Source organism: Pseudarthrobacter linnaei (genome assembly GCF_055412825.1).
In genome coordinates this window covers 1-22449 of sequence record NZ_JBVAYX010000034.1, presented here as the reverse complement: position 1 = coordinate 22449, position 22449 = coordinate 1, and the positions used below count along the sequence as shown (strand labels likewise).

Here is a 22449-nt window from a genome sequence, read left to right as displayed (position 1 = left end):
TCAAACGCCTTGAGTGACCGGTATCGTCCGGTACTCGAAGCGTTTGTGGTCTCTGAGGAGCGCCCAAATGACGTTGATGCGGCGTCGGGCCAGGGCGAGGATGGCTTGCTTGTGGTTCTTCCCTTCAGCGCGTTTCCGGGCGTAGTAAGCCCGCGAGGTTGGACAGTGAACGGACGCGGTTTGGGCAGAGAGGTAACAGGCACGCAGCAGTCTTCGGTCGTAGCGTCTGGGTCGGTGGTGGTTGCCGCTGACCCGGCCGGAGTCACGCGGGACCGGGGCTACCCCAGCGACGCCGGCAAGCCGGTTGGGGTTCTCGTACTGGTCCATGTTTCCGCCGGTCGCGGCGAGGAACTCGGCGGCGAGCTGCACACCAAACCCAGGGACGCTCAGCAGGATGTCGGCGTATTCATGCTCTCGAAACCGGGCCTCTATCTGGGCCTCGACCTCCTCAATCTCTTCGCGCAGACGCAGGATCTGAGCCGCGATCTTAGCCACCAGCATCGCGGCCGCTGCCTGCCCGGGCACGGCGGTGTGCTGTCGGTTAGCCGTTTCCACCGCGGTCTTGGCAAGAAGGTCGGCCTGGCGGACTCCTTGTTTTCGCAGCCAGTTCGCGATTCTAGCCTGGCCTGCTTTGCGGATCCCGTCAGGGGTTTGGTACCTCGTCAGAAGCACCAGCGCGCCTTTACGCAAGGAGTAATCGAAGGCCGCTTCCAGTGCCGGGAAATACCCCAGCAAGGTTGCGCGGAGCCGGTTAATGGCGCGAGTCCGGTCCGCGACGAGATCGCTGCGGTGAGCCGAGAAGAGCCGGAGCTCGATCGAAATTTCATCGGATGCCCGGACGGGGCGGAGGTCGCGACGCATCCTGGCCTGGTCGGCAATGATGCCGGCGTCCTTGGCGTCGGTCTTTCCGTCACCGCGGTATGTGCGGGAGGCGTGGTGCACGGTTCTGCCAGGGATGTAGAGGACCTGTTGGCCGTTGTCGACCAACAGGCTGATAGCGAGAGCACCGCCTCCGTCGTTCAGGTCGGTTGCCCAGACCACTTCAGCGTCCTCTGCCACGGAGAGAACGTCCGCGATCATGGCCAGCAGTTCGGTCTCATCATTCGCCACGCGGCGAGAGTAGAGCCGCCGGCCCTCCTCATCGATCGCCACGCAGTGATGGTGAGATTTTCCAGCATCAATGCCCGCCCACAATCGCGTCACGGGTACCTCCTTGGCTCGTCGGGGTGTGCTACGCCCAGTCGACAACCTCGCCGTCGTGTCCTTACACAGCGATCAATGTCGCACTTCTCAATTAGAGGTCGAGTTGTCGCGGGGCACCGGGCGGCCAATCCCCTTCAGCCACAAACAGGGCGTAGAACACGATGAAGCCATACCCGGTGCCCCTGGGTGATGGCGAGCATACAAAGCCCACCGAACACACACCAACAACGTAAGGAACACGATGAGTGAATCAGATGGAATGGATGACGTCCTGGACGGCGGCCTTCGGCAGTCGCTGATGATCGCCTCACGCATTGCCGAAACTCTGGCCCGTCGCCGGCAGGAATCCCAGCGGCAGCAGGAACACCAAGACGCCCAGGTGGCGCACGAAGCCCGGGCACGTCTCGCCGCCGAACGCAGCGCCGCCCACGCAGCGCTGGCCCCTGTGGAGAAGGACCAGTGGTGGGACAAAGCGCAGCCCCATGACATTGCCACGGCGCACGTCGTCGCTGAAGGCTGGAAAGACCACGACCCCACGGCACTGGCCGCGTCCGAAAAGATCCGTCAGGAAGTGCTCACCCGCTATTGCATCGACACCCACGACGTCGGCACGGACGCCGCGTACCTGGAGTCTGGGATCCAGACCGCCGCCACGGATAAGGCCCGCCAGGACGCACTGGCACGCAGCCAGGAAGAAACACGGAAGGCCGCCGCCGAACACGAGAAGGCCATGCAACTGCTCGCCGCAGCCCGCGCCGAAGAACTCCGCGCACAGGCCGCCGAGCTGGCCCCGGAAATGGAACGCCACCACGTGCCCGCCGAATACCTGGCAAACCCCGAACTGGCCCAGGCATTGCAGACCGCACACAGCGCCAAGACCCCCACGGCGGTGGAGGCAGCCGACGCCACCGTTCAGGAACGCATGTTCCTCATCGGCAAGGACGGCATCAACGGTCCCGACCTTGACCAGCTCCGCAAGGAGACCACCGCGAACGTCAACGGCGCCGGTGACTCGCACTTCGAGGACCCCGCGTTCGTGAAAGCCGCCGAGGCGATGCACGAGGCCAGGCTTTTGACCGAGGGCGGTTTCAAGGGCTCCGAACGGACACCGGTGGAGCAGCGATACGAACGCGCCGAAAAGGAACTCTTCGCCCGTATGGAAAGCGTCGGCCGCGAGATCGAGAACCGCGTCACCGGCAACGACAGCAGCCGGCTCAAAGACCAGGGCCTCAAAACAGAAACCGCGTCGGCCGCCGACTACGGATCCGCCGAACACCACGAGAAGTTCGCTGAGACCCTTGCGAATACTGGCGCCAACGAAAACCAGATCCGTGGGCGGCTTGCCGCGGCCCGCAGCGAGGGAACCCACCCCAGCGTGGCCGTGACCATGGGCAAGGGGGCCGCCAAGGCCAGGAAGTCACGTACAGGAGCCGCCGTGGGCTCCGAGAGGGGTAAGAACGGTTTTGCCCGCTAGGTCTTAGTTGAGTCAATGAAGGAGGCGGCCATCTGGCCGCCTCCTTCATTGACTCAAGGGCTACCGCGCCGCGGTATTGTCCCGGCTCCTGGCCGACCGACACGAAGGCCCGGCTGGCGCAGAAGTCCTCGCCGGCCAAGACGTCGAAGATGGCCAGACAGGGAGGCAGGGGAAAGGCGCTGGAGCGCGTACACCGCCCAACGAGGCGCGGTGTGGTTTGATTTCTCAGGTCTCCATCGAGTCGCTTCCGGCTCTCAGTCGCTGCACCAGACAGTAAGGGGGGCCTTGATTGTAGTTTTGAGATACGACTGCGTAGAAGCTAACAGGTCAAGCTGTTGGGGGGTCGCTTTCGAAACTGACAATCCCGGCTGGACTATGACCATCTCCATGCGCCGTCGCAAGACCATTGCTCGGTCCTGGATCTCGTAGAGTTTCTTGATGTCACCGACTTCGAAGGGGCTTACGCCTTCTCGTTTTTCTTGCGCGATCGAGAAGTATCGCGAAGAAGGGGGCCAGGTGGCTACGGCGCCCCATAACCGACTTCTGCGTTTGGCCGCAGAATTCATACAAGTCCGAAACTCGTGCACCTTGGCGGTCGCCGTGTGCGTACTTACAGTGAACGAGTCGAACAAGAAGGCCATCGTGGTCAATGCGCATTGCCGCGACGTCGGCTACCTCGCCCGTTCCATCATCGTCAAAGATGAGGTCCCAAGGTTGTGGTTCGCTTTTAAGCTTCGCAATTGCCTTGTATTGGATCGAATCCTGGTGCCGTTCTTTGGACTGAGACTCTCTGTTGAACCTTGTACCTGTCCAATCGAGGGTTACTAGCGTCGCGCCGAAGGCTCACGCGTCAGTCGCTGGAGCCGGTGTCCGTGGTCAGCCCGCGGTCATCTGCTTCCCGCCGGTTTTCTTCTTCCGCGGGACCGGGTGTGATCGTCCGGTGTCCGTCGGCTGGATCGCTGTCTGTGGCAGCTTCAGGCTGACCGCCATCACGGTCTGATCCGTCGTCCTTCGGGCCCGCCGGACCTGCGGGGTGTCCGGTGACCGGCATCGCCTTCGGACGGCTGCCGTCGTTCAATGACTCTTCGGGTTCGTTCATTCGAGTGCTCATCAACTGCTCCCGTTCCTGTCGGTATCTACGTACGGTCGCTTCCACGCTAACAGGCCGGGGGAGAGCAAGTAGGCAAAGGCCAGCGCCGGGTCAGGACGTCGCGGCGGCACGGGTAGGGCTGCCGGGGTGATCCCGTGCTGGGGCTGGGCGCTCCTTCCGGGGTCCCGACGGGCCCGGTGTCCGGCAGGCTGAGTCGGGGAGGCAAACCCGCCCGGGACCAGGCGCATGCTCCGCAGATCCGCCCGTCGTTTGTTGACTCGGCCCTCCCGATAAGGGCCCGGTCCCTGCCGGCCGGGGCCGGCAGCCGGGCGGACCGTAACTGCCTCTGACCCGGTTCGCTTAGTGCCCGGGCCTGCCGGGTGGGACGATGCAGGTTTGAGCGAGAATACACATTTCGGTGCGGGAGGAACTTCTCCCGGCGGCGAGGAAGACCGTGTCGACGGTTTGGATAAAGAGAGCCCGAAAAGGCCGATCACGCAGCCGATGCGCACCGTGGGCCAGCGTCGCCGGGACTCGGAGAAGAAGCTCGATAACCACCAGCGCGAATCCCGGACAAAACCGTCAGATTGATTTGCGGTGGGGCGCTTGCATACGGCGCCCTGGAGGACGGTGGGCGACCTGCTCAGCTTCCTTCATTCCGGGCGGGCCGGTTTCAAAGCCGGGAAACCAAGGAAACCCCCGCCGGCGGGCGGGGGGTTTTTGCTGGATACCGGGCTCTCCGCCGTTCTCTGAAGGGCCATAATGGCCACGGAGTAGGATTCGCTGACAGGAACTTAGGGCCGGGATGCGAGCACCCCTCCCGCGGGATTGTTGGCCCCGGGCATCGGCTCAAACGAGGATCGTTGGGTTTGCCGTTTTACCCCGGTGCAGATTCTGCGCGTCAGTTGGTGGTTGCCGCGTAAAGGTTCAGGCTCCCGGAGAATATGATCCATGAAATGTACGGGAGCATCAGGACCCCGGCGGTCCGGCTGATGGGGCCGAAACGGAGAACGGTGACGCTTACGCCGAGGGCCAGGGCTGCGATAATGAGGAGCGCCAGCCATAGTGCGGCGGTTCCGAACATGGGATACATGCCGAAGAACGTTGGTGTCCACGCCAGATTCAGGGCCAGTTGGACGCCGTAGGCCACCATGGCGCCCCGGCGGGGGGGGGTGGACCGCTGCCGCCATACAAGCCAGGCGGCCACGGCCATGGTTGCGTACAGCACCGTCCAGGTGATCCCGAAGACCCAGTCCGGCGGTGTCCAGGGCGCCTTGCTGGCTGCCGCGTACCAACCGTGAGCGTTCGCGATGACGGCCAGCGAGCCGAGGAATGACACCGCGTGGGACAGGGCCAGAAAGCCCAGAAGTGCCGCGATATGATGGCCGATGCCCGCCTTGCCCGGCATCGGCCGGGCAGGCATGGGTTGTTCAGATTTCGCGGGCACTGATACACCTTGGTCAATCCCGGGGCGGCCGTCAAACCGGACGTTGCGCCGGGCCCCGTACGTTGCCCTCAAATTCTCACAGGCTGTGGGTACGCGGCGTTTCTGTCGTGCAACGGGTGAGCGGTGCCGGATCGTGGTCATTGCCAGGCGCAACCCGGCAGGGAGGAACAATAGAGCCATGGCACGAGGAAATCTGCGCATCTTTCTTGGGGCTGCGCCCGGGGCGGGTAAGACATATGCGATGTTGGAAGAAGGCCGCCGGCTGGCAACGGAGGGATTAGAAGTCGTTGTTGGTGCGATCTCCACGCGGGGTCGTGCCGACACTGCCGGACTGCTGCAGGGCATGGAAGCATGCCCTGAGCTTGCATGCAGCCCGGGTGAGGATGCCGGTTTAGATGTCCAGGCGTTGACAGCCCGTGACCCTGACATCGTCCTGGTTGATGATTACGCTGCGGTGTCGGCCGGTGTGGGCCGGTGGGAGCAAATCGGCGCCCTGCTGGAAGCAGGGGTGAACGTTCTTTCGACATTGGACATCAGGAACGTGCAATCGCTGTCCGACGTCGTGCGCACGATCACGGGCGTTCAGGAAGCAGCCACGGTCCCGGACACTGTGGTGCGGGGCGCTGATCAAATCGAGTTGGTGGATGTCTCCCCTGAACTGCTGCGTCAGCGGCTAGCGGAGGGAAAGATCTACGGCACCCGGGAGGAGGCCGATGCCGCTCTGGCCGGTGTTTTCCGTATCGGCACGCTTGCCGCTTTGAGGGAGCTCGCCTTGTTGTGGCTCGCGGAACGGGTCGATGCCGGCTTGTCAGACTACCGGGAGCTGAAAAGAATCAGGGACAGCTGGCCCACCAGGGAAAAGATCGTCGTCGGGGCGGGTGGACAGAGTCAGGATCAGGCACTGGTACGACGGGCTGCGAGGATGCTGGCAGCTGCTGCTGGTGGAGAACTCCACGTGGTGCACGTGCGCACCAGTGGGGAGGGTCGCGGCCTGGAGTCAGGCAAGGACCTGGAACTGCTGCGTAAGTTCACGGCAGAGCTCGGCGGGGTTTTCCACTCCATTGGCGGGCAGGACGCGGGCTCGGCGTTGCTGGATTTCGCCCGGAGCATCAACGCCACCCAAATCGTGATGGGGTCCCCGCGGCGGCAGTCTTCATTTGGTTTCCGGCGGGGGGCGGCGGCGACCGTGATGCGGGGTGCCGGTGCGATCGAGGTTCACCTCATCAATTACGTCCAGGGCGCGGCCAACAGGGCGCGGACGAGGCGCCCTAGGCTGGGGCGGCGCCGGGAGATACCGGCATTTGCCCTGGCGGTGGGGCTTCCTTTTCTCCTGCAGTTAGTACTGGACCTTCTGCCCCACGACCAGCTGTCAACGGACATGCTGGTCCATCTGACCGGGATCGTCGGGGTTGCCCTGCTCGGGGGGCTCTGGCCCGCCGTGGTGGCCGCCGTCGTTGCGGGGCTCATCGTCAATTACTTCAGCGTTCGGCCGGTGGGGTCACTGTCGGTGATTGATCCAGAGAATGTCCTGGCGTTGCTGATTTTTGTGGTGGTGGCGGTGGCCGTGTCGATGGTGGTGGACCGGTCGGCCAAGCTCAGCAAGGAAGCACACATCGCCAGCGCGGAAGCTGCCGTCCTGGGTGAATTGAGCCGTCGGGCCGTCGCTGAGGGGAACAGCATTCCTGCGTTCCTGGACCAGATCCGGGAGCATTTCCAGGTACAGGGGGCAGGTCTGTGGATAGGACGTGAGTCCGGCCCCTCCAGGAACGTCACGTGGGAGCTTCAGGAGTTCTCCGGCGAACCGCGCCGCCCGGACAAGGTGTCGGCGGCAGACACTGTGGAGCAGTTGGACGGGGACAGGATGCTGACCCTGACCGGGAAGGAGCTTTCCCAGGACGAGAGGCGACTGCTCTCAGCGTTCGGTGCGCACCTGCTGGCCATGGTCCAGCGCGAGGAGCTCTCAGCGAGCCAGCGTGAAAACGTCCGCCTGGCGGAGGGGAATACTATGCGGACGTCGATTTTGCGGGCCGTGTCCCATGATCTGCGCACGCCACTGGCCGGTATCAAGCTTGCCTCCAGCAGCCTGCGTGACAAGACCATCTCCCTCGGGCCCGGGGAGCAGGAAGAACTTCTGGCCACCATAGAGTCCGGCGCTGACCGGTTGGACCGGCTGGTCAGCAATCTCCTTGACATGTCCCGGATCACGGCCGATTCCGTTGCGCCGCTCATCCGCCCGGTCTTTTGGGCCGACGTTGTGGGTGAAGCGCTGCGCGGCACAGCTTCTGAGCGGCTCCGGGTGCTTTTGCCGGACAACATGCCACCGGTCGATGCCGACCCCGGCATGCTTGAACGGGTCATTGCGAACCTCGTGGAGAACGCGCTGAAGTATGCCCCGGGGTCTGATGTGGTGATTGCCGGAGCGGTGGGCGGCGCGGGCAGTGCAAGAATTGGGGATGTTCCTGCCAGTGAGCTCACTGTCGTTGATCACGGCTCGGGCATCCCCGCGGACGAGGTTCTGGCCATGTTCAGGCCCTTTCAACGTGCTGATGACACCACGCCGGGTACGGGAATCGGCCTGGGTCTGGCAGTGGGGAAAGGGTTCATTGAAGCAATGGGCGGGGTTCTTCTGGCGGAGCCCACCCCGGGCGGGGGCCTGACGATGGTGGTCCGGCTGCCGCTCTCCACGGGCGTGGCGCCGGACCCCCGGTTCGAGAGGACGCCATGGCAGTAGTACTGATCGTTGATGACGAAGTCCAGATCCTCCGCGCCCTGCAGATCAACCTGAACGCCAGAGGTTACTCAACCGTTACCGCGTTTACCGGGCAAAGCGCCTTGGATCAGGCCGCCAGTAATCCGGTGGACGTCATAATTCTGGACCTGGGTCTGCCTGACCTGGACGGCATTGAAGTGATACGCAGGCTCAGGCGCTGGAGCGAGGTACCCATCGTGGTGCTCTCAGCACGACACGGCTCCGATGACAAGATCCAGGCACTGGACGCCGGGGCGGATGATTACGTGACTAAACCGTTCGGGATGGATGAACTCCTGGCCAGGCTCCGCGCGGCCCTGCGGCGCGGGACGGCGGGGGACGTCCCGATCGTGCAAACCGATGGCTTCACCGTTGACCTCGCCGCCAAACAGGCGACCCGGCGCGGGGTTAGTGTCCGTTTGACCCCCACGGAGTGGGACATCCTTGAGCTGCTGGTCAGGAACCGAGGGGCCCTGGTCACTCACGATGAGATCCTCACCCAGGTATGGGGCCCTGCGTACGTCGAAGAGACGGGGTACCTTCGGGTCTACCTCGCACAGTTGCGACGGAAGCTGGAAGCCGATCCCGCGAAGCCACGGCATCTTCTGACGGAAACCGGACTCGGTTACCGCTTCCAGGAGTGACCGAGGAGGACCCAGCCCCCAGGCCGGGCCGTCGCCAGGCCGGCGTTAAGGAAGCATTAAGATCCACGGGATACCCGGTCTGTTGTCCTCGGCGCGGTGCTACGCTCCGGTGGTTATCAGCACAGCGCCGCGCCTGAGACGGGGTCCTGTTGTGCCCGTCTGCGGCAGAATAGAAAGACACGTCCTTGACGGCTCGCACCCACTTTTCTCTCCCCGCATCTGTTCCGAACCCTGAACGCGTCACCGAACCCGGCAACGCACTGGTCCGGTGGCTGCTGGAACACCGGGTGCACCAGCCCGTCGGGCCGGAGACTCCCGACGATCACGCTACGCAGCAGAGCTGGTGGAAGGTGATGTGCCTGACCGGGGTGGACTACTTCTCCACCCTGTCCTACCTGCCAGGCATCGCGGCTCTCGCCGCCGGTGCGCTGTCACCGCTGGCGACGCTGCTGATCGTGGCCCTGACGCTGCTCGGGATGCTGCCGATGTACCGGCGGGTGGCCAAGGAAAGCCCCCACGGGCAGGGATCGGTGGCGATGCTGGAACGGCTCCTGCCGTTCTGGCGCGGGAAGATCTTCGTGCTGATCCTGCTCGGCTTCGTCGCGACGTCCTGGATCATCACCATCACCCTGTCAGCGGCCGACGCTACAGTTCATCTGCTTGAAAACCCCTACCTGCCCCCCTTCCTGGAAGGACAGGCAGTGGCCATCACCGTCGTTATGCTCCTGATCCTGGGCGCGGTGTTCCTCATGGGCTTCTCTGAAGCAGTCGCCGTCGCCATCCCCCTAGTGGCTGTTTTTCTGCTGATGAACGCCATCATCATCGGGACAGGGATCATCGACGTCTTCGCCACCCCCGGCGCATTCACTACCTGGACTGATGCCCTGACCTCCTCCGGCGTCGGTTTCAGCGGGATCATCTGGCCGGCCCTCGTGGCCTTTCCCCTGCTGGTCCTGGGCCTGTCCGGCTTCGAAACCGGCGTCAGCATGATGCCCCTCGTGGCAGCCAAAGGCGCTACCCCGGAGGAGAAACTGGCCAGCAGAGTCAAAAACACCCGCAGACTGTTGACCGTCGCGGCGTTGATCATGAGCGTGTACCTGCTCGGCAGCAGCTTCGTCACCACCGTGCTCATCCCGGCAGAGGAGTTCCAGGCTGGAGGCGAAGCGAACGGCCGGGCCCTGGCGTACCTGGCCCACGAACACCTCGGAAACGGCTTTGGCTCCGTCTACGACGTCAGCAGCATCCTCATCCTCTGGTTCGCCGGCGCCTCCGCGATGGCAGGGCTCATCAACATCGTCCCCCGCTACCTTCCCTCCTACGGCATGGCCCCGGACTGGTCCCGCGCCGTCCGCCCGGTCGTGCTCGTCTATACAGCCATCAGCATCCTGATCACCATCGGCTTCAACGCAGACGTCAACGCCCAGGCCGGCGCGTACGCCACCGGGATCCTGGCGATGATGGTCTCCGGCGCGATCGCCGTTACCATCTCCGCCATCCGCAAAAAACAACGCGCTGCGTCCATCGGCTTCACCGTCCTGACTGTGGTGATGCTCTACGCCCTAACCGCCAACGTGATAGCAAAACCGGACGGCATTACCATCTCCGGGTTCTTCATCCTCGGAATCATCGCCGTCTCCCTCGTCTCCCGCATCAGCCGCACCACCGAGCTGCGCGTGCACCGGATCGACTTCGACGACAACGCCCGACGCTTCATCAGCGACACACTGGAGTATGACGGCCGGATAAATCTCATCGCCAACCGTCCCCAGGCGCGCGACGGCGCCGAATACGCAGACAAGGAAGCAGCCCAGAGGGACAACAACCCCGTCCCCGGCACAGCGGACGTCATCTTCCTTGAAATCGACATCACCGACCCCTCCCAATTCAGTGACACCCTGGAAGTCCGAGGAGTAGAGGTAGACGGCCACCGGGTCCTCCGCGCCCAAAGCCCCGCCGCGCCCAACGCGATCGCCGCGATCCTCCTGGCCCTCCGGGACGCCACCGGCGTCCGCCCGCACGCCTACTTCGAATGGTCCGAAGGCAACCCCCTGGCCCACCTCATGCGCTACCTGCTCCTGGGAACCGGTGACACCGCCCCGGTCGTCAGGGAAATCATCCGCGAAAATGAACCGGATCCGGACCGCCGCCCGGGCATCCACGTCGGGTGAGCAGCCGCCAAAAGGGACCATCCGCAAAAGGCGGCCCGCGGACGGACACCTTCAGCATCGCCGCTTTCCAGAAGTCGCGCCATGACAACGGCGGCCACAGGGAAAGCATCATCCGCCGGCTGATGTCCCACCCCGTCAGGGCCGTGCCCCTGGCCTTCCTATTCGTCATCATCATCGGCGCCGCCGTGCTGATGCTCCCCGCATCACGGACAGACCCCGCGTCCGGGGCGTTCACGGATGCCCTGTTCACCTCAGTCTCAGCAGTCTGCGTCACCGGCCTGATCACCGTGGACACGGCAACGTTCTGGACCCCCTTCGGCCAGGGCGTCATCCTCGGGCTCATCCAGGTGGGTGGATTCGGCATCATGACCCTGGCAACCCTCCTGGCCCTGCTGGTCCGCAAAAGCATCGGACTTCGCGGCCAGCTCGTCGCCCAATCAGAAACCCACACCCTAAACCTCGGCGACGTCCGGGCCGTCCTGGTCCGGGTAGCAAAAATCATGCTCACCGTCGAAGCCTCAACAGCCCTGATCCTGACCCTCAGGTTCTGGATCGCCTACGACCAGAACCCCCTCACCGCCCTCTGGCACGGCGTATTCCACGCCATCTCCGCCTTCAACAACGCAGGCTTCTCCCTCTACAGCGACAACCTCATCGGCTTCGCCGAAGACCCTTGGATCATCACCCCCATCTGCCTGGCCATCATCGCCGGCGGACTCGGGTTCCCGGTCATCATCCAGCTCATCCGCGGTGAAATAAGACCTAAGAACTGGAGCATCCACCTGCGACTGACCATCTACGGATCGGTTATCCTTCTGATCGTAGGGACGGCCCTGTTCGCCGCTTTCGAATGGAACAGGAACGAAACCCTCGGCGAACTCACCATCACCGGCAAGATCCTCGGCTCCCTCGCGGGCGGAGTGTTTCCCCGCACCGCCGGGTTCAACAGCATCGACTACGGAGTTGCGGCACCGGAAACACTCATGGTCACCAACATCCTGATGTTCATAGGCGGCGGCAGTGCAGGCACCGCGGGCGGAATCAAAATCACCACTTTCCTGGTACTGGGCTTTGCGATCTGGAACGAAGTCCGCGGCCGGGACCAGGTCACCGTCGCACACCGTTCCATCAGTTCCTCATCCCAGCGCCAAGCCCTGTCAGTGGCTCTCCTGGGCATCGCGGCCGTCGTCTCCGGAACCATGCTGCTGCTCATGTTCACTGACTACAGTCTCGAAAAGGTCCTCTTCGAATCCATCTCCGCCTTTGCAACCGTCGGAATGAGCACCGGCATCACGTATAACCTTCCCCCGTCCGCAGAATGGATCCTCATGGCGCTCATGTTCACCGGACGCATAGGAACCGTTGCGGTCGCCTCCGCCCTCGCCCTCTCAGCCCGGCCGCGCCACTACCACCTCCCCGAGGAACGCCCCATCATAGGCTAGGGCCGCCGGCACACCTGGCACAGCAACAATGCCCTTCCGAGACACGGGTAACATCAAGCCCCGGCCTGCAGCCAGAGATCCTAATTCTTAGCCGAACCGTTCCTGGGGGTCAGACGCCTCGAGCGGCCTGACGGTGTAGTGCGATACCAGCGAGCCCACGACCGCGTAGGCGACGACAATGCTTACGGCGTCCGCCGGCGCCGCCGCCTGTTGGGCGGCGGCCTGGAGGTCCTGGTGGGGTCGGTTGCCTGGGACGTCCTCATGGATATTCAATGCCCGACGCTAATTACCAGGCCGGTAGGGCAGCACCGGCTGGCCTCCTTGCGGCGGGAAGGACTTCCCGCTGTTAACGCCAACCCAAAACAGGGCCATTTGTTGTTCGTTCTATTGTGCCGTACTGGCTGTGGGCTGGTGTTTTCTGAGCCGGTAGCTGTTGCCTTTGAGGCTGATGACGTCGACGTGGTGGACGATCCGGTTGATCATGGCCGAGGCGATGGTCAGGTCCCCGAAGACGTCGCCCCAGCGGGCGAAGGGCAAGTTGGACGTCAGAATCATGGAGGCGTGTTCGTAGCGGCTGGAGACCAGCTGGAAGAACAGGTTCGCGGCGTCCTGATCAAACGGGATGTAGCCGACTTCATCGACCACCAGGAGACTGTAGCGGCGTAGTTTCACCAGTTCCTGGGCGAGTTTCCCGCGGGAATGAGCCTCCTGGAGCCGGGCAACCCAGCCGGTTGCGGAGTCGAAGAGGACCCGGTGCCCGGCCTTGGCTGCCTTGATGCCGATCCCGACCGCGAGGTGGGTTTTGCCGGTGCCGGGAGTAGTTGGGCCCCCGTTAGCAGTCCAGCGGCTATGCGATAGCTAATTGGTTTTCTTGCGTCCAGGTTTCCCAGTACCGCTTCGGCGTCATGCCGTCCAGGGATCCGTGGGGCCGTTCATGATTGTAGATAGCTTTCCATTCCTCGGCCAAATACGCTGCTTCGGCCATGCTGTCCATGATTTCTCCGGAGAGTTGTTCCCTTCTGAATTGGGCGTTGAAGGATTCGATGAAGCCGTTCTGCCAGGGTGATCCCGGGTCGATGAATGCGGTGCCGACCCCGGCGGTGTTGCACCAGCTGACCAGTGCCTCAGCAGTGAACCCGGGCCCGTTGTCGCACCGGACGTAGGCCGGGGCGGTGCCGGTTTCGGCGATGATGTTCTCCAGTACCGCGACTACGTCGGCGGCTTGAACGACCGGCGAGGAATGATCGCCAGCGCGGTGCGCGTGTATTCGTCGATGACATTGAAAAACCGGATATGCCGGCCGCAGGAGGTCACGTCGGACTGGAAGTCGAAACTGACCACATGCATCGGGTACTGCGCTGTGAGGCGTTTCTGCTCCCCAGCGCCAGGCCCGGTGCGGCGATTCTTCCGCGCCCTGGGTTTACAGACCAGGCCTTCGTCGCGCCAGAGCCGGCGCACCCGCTTCCTGTTCAGCGCCACGCCGTCCCACTCGGGCTGTGCCAGCAGGTGCCAGCGGGCCTTCCGCCAGCCCCACGCGAGGTGCTTCACGGCGACGGCGGGCAAGGCTGCGCGGAGCTGCATTTCCTCGAAGCCCATGTCGGGCTTCTTCTTGCGGAACGCGGACCGGTTCTAACCCAGGACGTCACAGGCGAAACGTTCGGACGCCCCGAACTTGTCCACCGCCATGCGCACGGCACGGCGGCGGGGTTCGGGGCTCAGAATTTTCCCTTGGCCACCCGTTGAGGATGTCGATGGCCAGTTCCCTCTCCGCCAGCAGGCGCTTGAGCCTGGCGTTCTCCTTCTCCAGCTCCCGGGTCCGTTTGGACGCCTCGGCATTCTTCTCGGGCCCGTACTGGTTCAGCCAGCGGTACCAGGTTGCCTCCGTGACCTGAAGCTCCCTGATGACCTCGACCAACGGGTGTCCGTCGTTGAGCATTTTCTGGCCCTGCCGGACTTTGGCGATGACATCCTCGGGGGTGTGTCTGCGTGCCAGCCATGATTCGTGAATTTCCTCCTGCGTCCATTCTCGGACACGAACTCACACAAACACTGGACTTCTACCTGGGGACCCAACCGGGAGGTCCGAGCAGGACCACGTTTTTGGCCTCGGAGAGGAACACCCCGGTGCCCAGATGCGCGATGAGGTTCCGGTCCGCGGAGGGCTGGTGGTCGAAGTTGAACTCCTCCAGGTCCTTGTGGGCGGGGAACCTCGCGGCCTTGATCCGTGTCGCCGCTCCGGAGGCTTCGCGTTCGGAGACTTCACGGGAGAGGACAGCTGCCAGGTACTCCTCATGGGACCAGCCGGAGTCCCGGGCCTGGTCCCCGAGACGGCGGGGCTGCCGGGCCCATGCCCGGACGTGGGTGGCGATGATGACGCCCTCATGGGTGACCCAGACAGTGTCCAGGTCAGCGGTGACATCCACGATCCGCCCAATGAACGAAGGGTCCACGGAATAGTCGTTGGAGAACACCCGCACGTAGTAATCCCGCGGGAGCCGCACCGCGTTGCGGAACACCGTTTCCGGGGTCACCGGCGGCAGTTCCCGCATCCTCTCCCGGTCCAGGACGATCAGCTCGTCAGGGCGGCCGTGGCGGGACCGCAAGTAACGGTGATTGGCCTTGGGCAGCCAGTCCTCCAGTTGGCCGTTGAAATCCGCTGGTGAGCGGAAGTCCCGGCCCGGCATGAAGCGTTGCCGGAAGAACCGGTTCATCCGCTCGACCATGCCCTTGGACTCCGGATCCCGCGGCGGAAGCAGCTTGATCTCCAACCCCAGGGACCCGGCGAACGCGGCCGCCGGCTCCGTGGGCCGGCGCCGGCCGATGCCGGACTCGTTGTCCCATAACAGCCGGGACGGAACCGCCTGCGCATCCTGGAGCAGAGTCCACATGCCGCCCAGAAGGTCCGGCGTCGTCCGCGACGGCAACATCCGTGCCTGGATGAATCCCGAGAACGCCGAGGTCATCACCAACACCGGTGGTGTGTCGTTCTGGCCCTCACCGACGGGCAACGGCTCGTGCGGGAACCACAGATCGCACTGGACCTGGAACCCCGGCTCGTGGACCAGGCGGTCGGCCGGGTCCGGCGGCGCGTATTCCGGCCGGATTGCGGCGACCTTCGCCCGGAACAGCGACGCGGAACCAGCCCAGCCCACCCGCTCCGCGAGCGTTGCCGCCGGCATCGTCGGCGTCTTCACCAACAATTCCCGCACCCGGGGAGCAAACGCATCAAAACTCGACACTCCGGCCGCCCGCTGATACTTCGGCGCCCGGTCCGACTCCAGCGCACGCTCCACCGTTCCGCGGGAAACCCCCACGATCCTGCCGATCTCACGCTTCGAGTGCTTGCCCGTTGAAAACAGGTGGCGTATCTCCGCCCAATCATCCAAATTGATCACCTTCCATAATGGTCGGTGGCCCTGTTTTCAGTTGGCGCTTCTGGCCCTGTTTTGGGTTGGCGTTAACATCCCGCGCCTTCCGGTCGCCCGGCTTCCCTGCAGCCGCCGCCACCCGATCCGGACGGCCCCGGAAGCTGAAGGCCCGGGGCGCCGGGGCGGACCGTGTCCGAAGACAGTGGGAGCGCTTTGACGCATCACAGTTCAGAGCCATTTGCGGTGTTTGAACGACAGGTAGAGGCCGATGCCCATGGCGAGCATGAGTCCGAGCGCGAAAGGGTAGCCCAGCGGCCACGCCAGCTCGGGCATGAGCTCGAAATTCATCCCGTAAACGGTGCCGACGAGAGTGGGGGCGAAGAGGATGGCCGCCCACGAGGAGATCTTCTTGACTTCCTCATTCTGGGCCAGGCCCGCTTCAGAGAGGTGACGCATCTCCTCGTTCTGGGCCAGACTCGATTCAGAGAGACGCCGCATCTCCTCGTTCTGCTGCTGGGCCACCAGAGTTGTGTGGACCGTCAGCGCGCTGTGGAGCAGAACGCGGAAGGCATCGACCCTTTCAACGACGCGGATGACGTGGTCATGGACGTCCCTTAGCCTGCGCTGCAGTTCCAGATCCAGATGGTATTTCTCCGCGCCGCGTTCCAGGGCCTCCAGCATGGCCCGGAGCGGGTGGGTGGCGCGCTGGAACTCGATGACTTCCCGGGAGAGTTCGTAGATGCGCCGGGCCACGTCCGGGCCGGCGCTGAACAGCTCATCCTCGATCTCGTCGATGTCGTTCTCCAGCCCGGCGGCAACGGGCTCGTACTGGTCCACGACTTCGTCCAGGATCGCGTACAGTACGGCCTGCGGGCCCAGCGCCAGGAGCTCCGGGTCGGCCTCGAGCCGGTGGCGGACCTTCGCCAGGTTCGGGGACTCCGCGTGCCGGACTGTGACGACGAAGCCCGGGCCCACAAAGACGTGCAGTTCGCCGAACTCGACCTTCTCGACATCGTCCAGGTACCGTGCCGGGCGCAGCACGGTAAACAGCGTGTCCCCGTAGCGTTCGAGTTTGGCCCGCTGATGACCGTTCAGGGCATCCTCCACGGCGAGTTCGTGCAGGCTGAATTCCTCCGCCACCGACGTCAGTTCCTCCAGGCCCGGACGGTACAGCCCGATCCACGCCATCCCGCCGCGCTCCCGCATCACTTCATACGTCTCATCAAGGCTCTTCGGGTTATCGGTCCGCAGGCCGTCAACATATACGGCGTTGTCCACCATGGTCATCAGAGTCTGTCCCTCTCGCTCCCGCATCCAACCGGCGCGGGCGTCCTGTCCACTGTATCCGGGTGCCGGACTACCCGTTCGTGCCGCTTTCGTGACCGTCAATTCCGCCGGACCTGCCGCGGTGCGGAGGGACGTGGATGTAGAGGATGCCTCCGGCGGGTGCCGGAACAACCGGGGCCCGGAGTCTCCACGGAGGGAGTTCATGCCGCAGTAGCTAGCGCACTCACTACAGCCGGGGTCGCTCCCGTGTCTACGTTGGCCCGGGCAGCTTCCGCCCGCGTCTCGCCCCATACGGAGGATGCCCTGCGGACGAGGTGGCCGCGGTCGATGTCGTTGCCGGCGTAGACCATTTCGCCTGTCTGCTGGTCCGCGCGCAGCCGCGGATCCAATCTCCAGGGGGCAGTGCCCATTAGCGTGGTGTAACAGCCCGGCCCCGGGCGTGTTGTTCCCGAACGTGAGGCGGCCATCGCGTGATTCTTGGAAAGACCGACCAAAGTCTTCTCTCAAGGAGTTTCCACGCGATGACCGCACCCCATGTTATCGACCCTGCCCGTTTCCTGTCTGAGCAACTTGAGCAGGCCTCCCCGGATCTCATGCGATCCATGCTGACCACGTTCATCAACGCGCTCATGAGCGCCGAGGCCGACGCGGTCTGCGGCGCCGAATACGGTGCCCGCTCCGAGGCCCGCACCAACTCCCGCAACGGGTACCGGCACCGGGACTTCGACACCCGCACCGGCACCCTGGACGTCGCCATCCCCAAGCTCCGGCAGGGGTCCTATTTCCCGGACTGGCTGCTGGAGCGCCGCCGCCGGGCCGAGGCCGCCCTGACCACAGTGGTCGCGACCTGCTACCTGCTCGGGGTGTCCACCCGGCGGATGGAAAAACTCGTCGAGTCCCTGGGCATTACCCGGCTCTCGAAGTCCCAGGTCTCGGTCATGGCCGCGGACCTCGACGCCCAGGTCGAGGCGTTCCGCACCCGTCCGCTGGACGCCGGCCCGTACACGTTCGTGGCCGCCGACGCCCTCGTCCTCAAGGTTCGCGAAGGCGGGCGCGTCGTCAACGTCCACGCCATGGTCGCCACCGGGGTCAACGCCGACGGACACCGTGAAGTCCTGGGCATCCAGGCCTCCTCCGCCGAGGACGGGGCCGGCTGGCTGGGCTTCTTCCGGGACCTGACCGCCCGCGGCCTGGCCGGGGTGAAGCTGGTGACCGCCGACGCCCACGCCGGGCTGGTCGCCGCGATCGGCGCGACCCTGCCCGGCGCCGCCTGGCAACGCTGCCGCACCCACTACGCGGCGAACCTCATGGCCGCCACGCCGAAGGCGTCCTGGCCGTGGGTGAAAACCCTGCTCCACTCGGTCTACGACCAGCCCGACGCCGCCGGCGTCCAGGCCCAGTTCGACCGGGTCCTGGATGCCCTGGCTGAGAAGCTGCCCCGCGTCGCGGACCACCTCGAAGCCGCCCGCGAGGACATCCTCGCGTTCACGCCCTTCCCGAAAGGCCTCTGGCGGCAGGTCTGGTCCAACAACCCGCAGGAACGCCTCAACCGGGAAATCCGCCGACGCACCGATGTCGTCGGGATCTTCCCCGACCGCACCGCGCTGATCCGGCTCGTCGGCGCCGTGCTGGCCGAACAACACGATGAATGGATCGAAGCCCGCCGCTACCTCAGCCTCGAGCTCATCCAACAATCACAAACCGTCGGGACCACGCCCGCAACCACGACAGAACAGGACGACACCAACCCCGAACTGGCGCTCAGCGCCTAACCAACCCAAGAATCACGCAGCAACCCCGCTACACCACGCAAATGGACTTGACCGCTGGGCCGGAACAGCCGCGGGTAAATGCTGCCTGATTCATCTGTGGGATACGCAGAGTACAGCTTGTCATAATCACGGCTATCGGTGGCGATGCTCCTGCAGCGCAAGAGGGCAGCACGCCGGCGAACTGGCGCAAGGGTGTAGCTGCCGGGAGGTTGCGAACAGTTCCCAACAGAGTTACAGAGTTCGGAAGTGACAGCGCTCCTTCATAGGGCAATGTGTGAGGTCTAAAATCAGCCCATTGCGACTGATTAAAAGCGCCGATAACGGATCTTATGTCAACCCAAATCGGTTGATACTGATTTCGTTGTCCGATTTCCGGCGGAAGCCTTTCCATTTGCGCGAAATGAGTCCAGGCCAACCTCGCGCACCTGCAGGCAGACCCGCGACCTGTGGGCGGTGACCAAGAGCCTGTCGGCCCTCGGATCCGCCTGCCACTGGAGTTCTAAAAATTCAGCAGGGGTCGGAGCTACGACCCCGCCCAGCCGGTCCAAGATTGACACTTTCCGATAGATTCATAACTGTTAGCGTATTGACACTACCCGTTAGACACGGAACCATTAGCGTATGGATGTAAGGCGAGATATGACGGTGGCCGAGGCTGCCGACCGGCTCGGCCGCAGCACGATGTCGATCCACCGTCTGGTCCACTCAGGCCAGCTGACAACCACGGGGACGGTGGGTAAAGCCCTGTTGATAGACCGGGCATCCGTTGAGCGCCTGGCCGCCACCGGTACCCGGCCCGGCCGCGCCTGGACGGCGAAGACAGCCTGGGCCGCCATGGCCCTGCTCTCCGGCCAGAACCCCACCTGGATCTCCTCCTCCGAAAAGTCTCGCCTGAAGAGCAGGCTCCGCGAGCTTGACGCCGACGCAGTCTGTGTCCTGGCCCGGAACAAGGACAAGACCATCCGCTTCCGCGCAACCCAGGACGGACTGGCCGCGCTGAACAGCCACCTGATCGCCAGCGGCGCCTCCGCCATGCGGGACGAAACCACCGCTGACACCTTCGGCATGTCCGGCGGCGGCGGGATCGCCGAAGGTTACGTCATGGCCGGCGACGCGGCCGCGCTGGCCAGTGCCTTCGGCCTGGTCGAAGACCCCGACGGCAACGCCATCATCCACGAGGTCGAGCTGGCCGAGCCTTTCACCGAAGGCCGGGCACCGGTCGCCGCGGTCGCGGTGGACCTGATGGGATCCCTGGCCACCCGCGAACGCAGCGCAGGCCGACGCGTCATCGATGAGCTCCTCCATGTCTGAGCCGGCCATGGCCGAGGTGGCCACCGCCGGCGGCCGCGAAATCTGGGACGTCCCGGTGCCCCCGGGCGGCTGGGGAACCCCGTGGCCGCAGTGCGTCGAACTGGCCAGAACGCTGCCCTCAACCCAGTGGACGCTGGTCGGCGGCCTTATGGTGCAGCTGCATGCTGCCGCGGCCGGCCTGGCCGTTTCCCGGCCAACGGCCGACGTCGACATCGTGTTGCACGTCGAAACAGGGGCGACCACGACGGCGGCCGTGATGGCAGTCCTGTCCCGGCTGGGTTACACGCTTGAAAAGTCCATCTCGGATGACGCCCCGGCCCACCGGTTCGTCCGCGGCAAGCAGCAGATCGACGTTATGATCGCCGACCACCTCACCCCGGCCAAGGTCCCGAGGATCGCGGGACGCAAGCCGTTCCAGATCGCCGGCGGCACTCAGGCCCTGCAGCGGACCGTGAACTGCCGGATGACAGCCGACGATGACGGACCGGTGCTCATCAGCATCCCCAATGCCCTCGGCGCGCTGGTCCTCAAAGGGGCCGCCTACCGCGAAGACTCCCGCGACAAGGACCGGCACCTCGATGACGCCGTCGTCCTGTGTGCCACCATCAAGTCCCCGCTGGCCGCTGCGGCCCTGATGAAGGGCAGCGACAAGTCACGTATCCTGACCCTGCACAAGGAGCTCGCCGATCCCGGGCACCGGTCCTGGCAACTGCTGGATTCAGCCGACCGGACTACCGCGATGGATGCGCTCCGGATTCTGGCCGCCAACCACAGCCTCCCGCCGGCCAACCGGCTCAAGCTCGGCTGAGAGACGCCGCCGCGGCGGTGGCGGCCACGGCAGCCGCCATCCCGACGACGACGACCACGGCGGCGGCCGGCGGCCGTTATGTGGCAAGTCCTGTCAAAGGAACCAGGAGATCGCTTTCAGTTATCCCCCAGCATCGACTCGGGCAGTGGCTGAGGTCGCATAAATACCTAGGCCCGCAAACGATTCGAAAGCGGAAAGAAACAGGTAGAAATGCCGACAACCCCAAATTGAAGACCCGTCTCGGCGTGGGAGCAGCAGCGGTTCTGGCCGCCGGCGCCATGGCGCCGCGGGCCTCAGTGCCGCCTCAGCATCCACGACGTCCCCCACCCCGTCGGCAGCTTCGACGGCTGCCCCTCTGCCCGAGCCAAGGTGGGCACCCACGCCGGCCTCCACGGCCTCGGCGCCTTCCTACAGATCAAGGCCGAAGCCAGCAGGCAGCCCGTGACCGCCGCGAGGGTAGCAACCGCCCTGCAGAAAAGCTCTGGACGATTTCTCCGTATGCCTGGTGCAGCTCTAAGTGAGGATTGCCCTTTATCTGCCGGACCTCACGAAGGGAACCCGAGCAGGGCTTCTCCGGAATTGGGGCCGGCCACGAGGGCAGAAGTATGGCACTACCGGAGTCTGTGAGCCCGCCTTTAGAGTGCTGATGGCTGATATTTCGTCAACTTAGTTCCGAAGTGTCAGGTTGGATGCGGCTCCCCCTTAGCCGGCAGGGCAGCGGCTGCCTCGACCAAGCATTCGGTCTCTTGCAGGAATAGATAGCGGCGGTTACAGCACTCGCTTGTTTTGCATCGGTTCGTAGTGAGTATGCGCACGGCAGCGTCATGCGCTCATGACGATATGCTCACGACATGGAAGTTGACGCAGGCAATGTGCTTGTCAGAGTGATCACTCTAAATGAAGCAGTCCTGGCCACCGTCGAGCGTGTAAGTACACTTCCAGATCCTGTGCCCGGCTCGTTGATTGAAGCAGACGACCGTGTCTGTCAGGGAGTCGATCTTTCCTCACACGTTGGACACCATCTGGTCCCTGCAGCGATTGATCACATCTGGTATCTGACCAACTCGATCACCGAAACTAGGAATTTCCCGGTTTTCGGTGCCTACACGCTGGCTCGTTCGACCATCGAAACTGCCAGCACGATGTTGTGAGTGATGGCGCCTCAGGACCGGCGTGCCCGCTTGTTGCGGCACCTGCGGTTGGAGTTTGCCAACGTAAATGCCGCCCGAAAGATGATGCAGAGCCAAAACCAGGTGGGAACGTTCATGGGGTACACGGTCGCTCCTGATGCTCCCGACGAGTTCGTCGCAGGGAGGCGCGCTGCGGTACTGGCTGCAGCCGAAAGGGCGGAGCTGCCCCGTGCTGAGATAAACCAGCCTCCCACCATCACGTCGATCATCAAGGAAGCTGCCCAAGAGTCCGGTGAGTCGCCTCAGGTACTTCTTGCCTGGCAAATTGCATCCGGGGCGGCTCATGGAAAGTCATGGTCAGGACTGTTGACGCTCATGCCGAAGGTTACGTCCCGCTGAGTGGTGGAGTTTTCTCGACACCGTGCAGGTCAGTTAGTTGATTATGCTGCCGTGAGTTCGGGAAGCAAATCGCCTCCTCGATTGGCGTGGCGGGTGTGGTGTTCATGGCCTTGAGTTCGGCCATGGAGGCCTCGGAGAGGTAGCGGCGGTCCCCGGC

Annotated in this window: 16 protein-coding genes and 4 pseudogenes; 10 read left to right on the top strand and 10 right to left on the bottom strand. The window is 64.1% G+C overall.

The features are described 5' to 3' along the window. Nucleotides 1–1203 (bottom strand): IS110 family RNA-guided transposase, encoded by a 1203-nt coding sequence (locus ACZYZ3_RS18375; RefSeq protein ID WP_463965233.1) that lies wholly within the window; start codon nt 1201–1203, stop codon nt 1–3. A gap of 241 nt (nt 1204–1444) precedes the next feature. Here ACZYZ3_RS18375 and ACZYZ3_RS18370 point away from each other — a divergent pair, with 241 nt between their 5' ends. Next, complete coding sequence (locus ACZYZ3_RS18370; RefSeq protein WP_463965232.1) at nt 1445–2677, top strand: hypothetical protein; 1233 nt, start codon at nt 1445–1447, stop codon at nt 2675–2677. A gap of 850 nt (nt 2678–3527) precedes the next feature. Here the strand turns inward: ACZYZ3_RS18370 and ACZYZ3_RS18365 are convergent. Then, complete coding sequence (locus ACZYZ3_RS18365; protein WP_463965231.1) at nt 3528–3788, bottom strand: hypothetical protein; 261 nt, start codon at nt 3786–3788, stop codon at nt 3528–3530. Nucleotides 3789–4163: 375 nt separating this feature from the next. On the opposite strand from ACZYZ3_RS18365, the gene ACZYZ3_RS18360 reads away from it, so the two are divergent. Continuing rightward, complete coding sequence (locus ACZYZ3_RS18360) at nt 4164–4358, top strand: hypothetical protein (RefSeq protein WP_463965230.1); 195 nt, start codon at nt 4164–4166, stop codon at nt 4356–4358. 310 nt (nt 4359–4668) lie between these two features. On the opposite strand, the gene ACZYZ3_RS18355 is transcribed toward ACZYZ3_RS18360, so the two are convergent. Beyond that, entirely contained in the window at nt 4669–5190 is a 522-nt protein-coding gene (locus tag ACZYZ3_RS18355; protein WP_463965229.1) for a TspO/MBR family protein, read from the bottom strand. Here ACZYZ3_RS18355 and ACZYZ3_RS18350 point away from each other — a divergent pair. The 4 genes from ACZYZ3_RS18350 (at nt 5156) to ACZYZ3_RS18335 (ending at nt 12217) form a co-directional block, all read left to right on the top strand. Beyond that, on the top strand, nt 5156–7945 hold the full coding sequence (locus ACZYZ3_RS18350) for a DUF4118 domain-containing protein (RefSeq protein ID WP_463965228.1): 2790 nt from the start codon (nt 5156–5158) through the stop codon (nt 7943–7945). The two genes, ACZYZ3_RS18355 and ACZYZ3_RS18350, sit on opposite strands and share 35 nt — an antisense overlap. Beyond that, nucleotides 7936–8607 carry a response regulator gene (locus ACZYZ3_RS18345; RefSeq protein WP_463965227.1) on the top strand — a complete coding sequence of 224 codons (672 nt, stop codon included), beginning with the start codon at nt 7936–7938 and terminating at the stop codon, nt 8605–8607. Before ACZYZ3_RS18350 ends, ACZYZ3_RS18345 begins: the two co-directional genes overlap by 10 nt. 185 nt (nt 8608–8792) lie before the next feature. Then, nucleotides 8793–10775 (top strand): APC family permease, encoded by a 1983-nt coding sequence (locus ACZYZ3_RS18340; RefSeq protein ID WP_463965226.1) that lies wholly within the window; start codon nt 8793–8795, stop codon nt 10773–10775. A gap of 122 nt (nt 10776–10897) precedes the next feature. After that, on the top strand, nt 10898–12217 hold the full coding sequence (locus tag ACZYZ3_RS18335; RefSeq protein WP_463965246.1) for a TrkH family potassium uptake protein: 1320 nt from the start codon (nt 10898–10900) through the stop codon (nt 12215–12217). A gap of 87 nt (nt 12218–12304) precedes the next feature. Here the strand turns inward: ACZYZ3_RS18335 and ACZYZ3_RS18330 are convergent, their stop codons facing one another. The 7 genes and pseudogenes from ACZYZ3_RS18330 to ACZYZ3_RS18300 all read right to left on the bottom strand — a co-directional run bounded on the left by ACZYZ3_RS18330 (nt 12305) and on the right by ACZYZ3_RS18300 (nt 17282). Next, the gene (locus ACZYZ3_RS18330) at nt 12305–12490 is read right to left on the bottom strand and encodes a hypothetical protein (protein ID WP_463965225.1); all 186 of its coding nucleotides are present in this window, start codon (nt 12488–12490) and stop codon (nt 12305–12307) included. Between the two features lie 111 nt (nt 12491–12601). Beyond that, nucleotides 12602–13033: pseudogene (locus ACZYZ3_RS18325) on the bottom strand (ATP-binding protein); the annotation flags it as partial. 31 nt (nt 13034–13064) lie between these two features. Continuing rightward, nucleotides 13065–14210 (bottom strand): annotated as a pseudogene (locus ACZYZ3_RS18320) (IS3 family transposase). Nucleotides 14211–14289: 79 nt separating this feature from the next. Then, nucleotides 14290–14766, bottom strand: a pseudogene (locus tag ACZYZ3_RS18315) (Mu transposase domain-containing protein); the annotation flags it as partial. Then, nucleotides 14761–15612: pseudogene (gene istA / locus ACZYZ3_RS18310) on the bottom strand (IS21 family transposase); the annotation flags it as partial. The pseudogenes ACZYZ3_RS18315 and istA, both read right to left, overlap by 6 nt. 201 nt (nt 15613–15813) lie before the next feature. After that, on the bottom strand, nt 15814–16872 hold the full coding sequence (locus ACZYZ3_RS18305) for a magnesium and cobalt transport protein CorA (RefSeq protein WP_463965224.1): 1059 nt from the start codon (nt 16870–16872) through the stop codon (nt 15814–15816). 200 nt (nt 16873–17072) lie between these two features. Then, on the bottom strand, nt 17073–17282 hold the full coding sequence (locus ACZYZ3_RS18300; RefSeq protein ID WP_463965223.1) for a DNA/RNA non-specific endonuclease: 210 nt from the start codon (nt 17280–17282) through the stop codon (nt 17073–17075). Between the two features lie 111 nt (nt 17283–17393). On the opposite strand from ACZYZ3_RS18300, the gene ACZYZ3_RS18295 reads away from it, so the two are divergent. The 4 genes from ACZYZ3_RS18295 (at nt 17394) to ACZYZ3_RS18280 (ending at nt 21914) form a co-directional block, all read left to right on the top strand. Beyond that, nucleotides 17394–18644 (top strand): IS256 family transposase, encoded by a 1251-nt coding sequence (locus tag ACZYZ3_RS18295; RefSeq protein ID WP_463965222.1) that lies wholly within the window; start codon nt 17394–17396, stop codon nt 18642–18644. A 621-nt stretch (nt 18645–19265) separates the two neighbouring features. Continuing rightward, nucleotides 19266–19955 carry a helix-turn-helix domain-containing protein gene (locus ACZYZ3_RS18290; protein WP_463965221.1) on the top strand — a complete coding sequence of 230 codons (690 nt, stop codon included), beginning with the start codon at nt 19266–19268 and terminating at the stop codon, nt 19953–19955. Beyond that, a complete protein-coding gene (locus tag ACZYZ3_RS18285; protein ID WP_463965220.1) occupies nt 19948–20763 on the top strand; it encodes a hypothetical protein in 816 nt (271 codons plus the stop codon). The genes ACZYZ3_RS18290 and ACZYZ3_RS18285 overlap by 8 nt, the downstream gene beginning before the upstream one ends. Before the next feature lie 851 nt (nt 20764–21614). Then, complete coding sequence (locus ACZYZ3_RS18280) at nt 21615–21914, top strand: hypothetical protein (protein WP_463965219.1); 300 nt, start codon at nt 21615–21617, stop codon at nt 21912–21914. Nucleotides 21915–22449 lie beyond the last annotated feature (535 nt).

Excerpts from the sequence above, each read along its gene's own strand:
- ACZYZ3_RS18370 (WP_463965232.1), top strand. The coding sequence starts at position 1,445 with ATGAGTGAATCAGATGGAATGGATGACGTCCTGGACGGCGGCCTTCGG.
- ACZYZ3_RS18365 (WP_463965231.1), bottom strand. The coding sequence starts at position 3,788 with ATGAGCACTCGAATGAACGAACCCGAAGAGTCATTGAACGACGGCAGC.
- ACZYZ3_RS18350 (WP_463965228.1), top strand. The coding sequence starts at position 5,156 with ATGCCCGCCTTGCCCGGCATCGGCCGGGCAGGCATGGGTTGTTCAGAT.
- ACZYZ3_RS18355 (WP_463965229.1), bottom strand. The coding sequence starts at position 5,190 with ATGCCTGCCCGGCCGATGCCGGGCAAGGCGGGCATCGGCCATCATATC.
- ACZYZ3_RS18345 (WP_463965227.1), top strand. The coding sequence starts at position 7,936 with ATGGCAGTAGTACTGATCGTTGATGACGAAGTCCAGATCCTCCGCGCC.
- ACZYZ3_RS18335 (WP_463965246.1), top strand. The coding sequence starts at position 10,898 with ATGTCCCACCCCGTCAGGGCCGTGCCCCTGGCCTTCCTATTCGTCATC.
- ACZYZ3_RS18305 (WP_463965224.1), bottom strand. The coding sequence starts at position 16,872 with ATGACCATGGTGGACAACGCCGTATATGTTGACGGCCTGCGGACCGAT.
- ACZYZ3_RS18300 (WP_463965223.1), bottom strand. The coding sequence starts at position 17,282 with ATGGGCACTGCCCCCTGGAGATTGGATCCGCGGCTGCGCGCGGACCAG.
- ACZYZ3_RS18295 (WP_463965222.1), top strand. The coding sequence starts at position 17,394 with ATGACCGCACCCCATGTTATCGACCCTGCCCGTTTCCTGTCTGAGCAA.
- ACZYZ3_RS18290 (WP_463965221.1), top strand. The coding sequence starts at position 19,266 with ATGGATGTAAGGCGAGATATGACGGTGGCCGAGGCTGCCGACCGGCTC.
- ACZYZ3_RS18285 (WP_463965220.1), top strand. The coding sequence starts at position 19,948 with ATGTCTGAGCCGGCCATGGCCGAGGTGGCCACCGCCGGCGGCCGCGAA.
- ACZYZ3_RS18280 (WP_463965219.1), top strand. The coding sequence starts at position 21,615 with ATGGAAGTTGACGCAGGCAATGTGCTTGTCAGAGTGATCACTCTAAAT.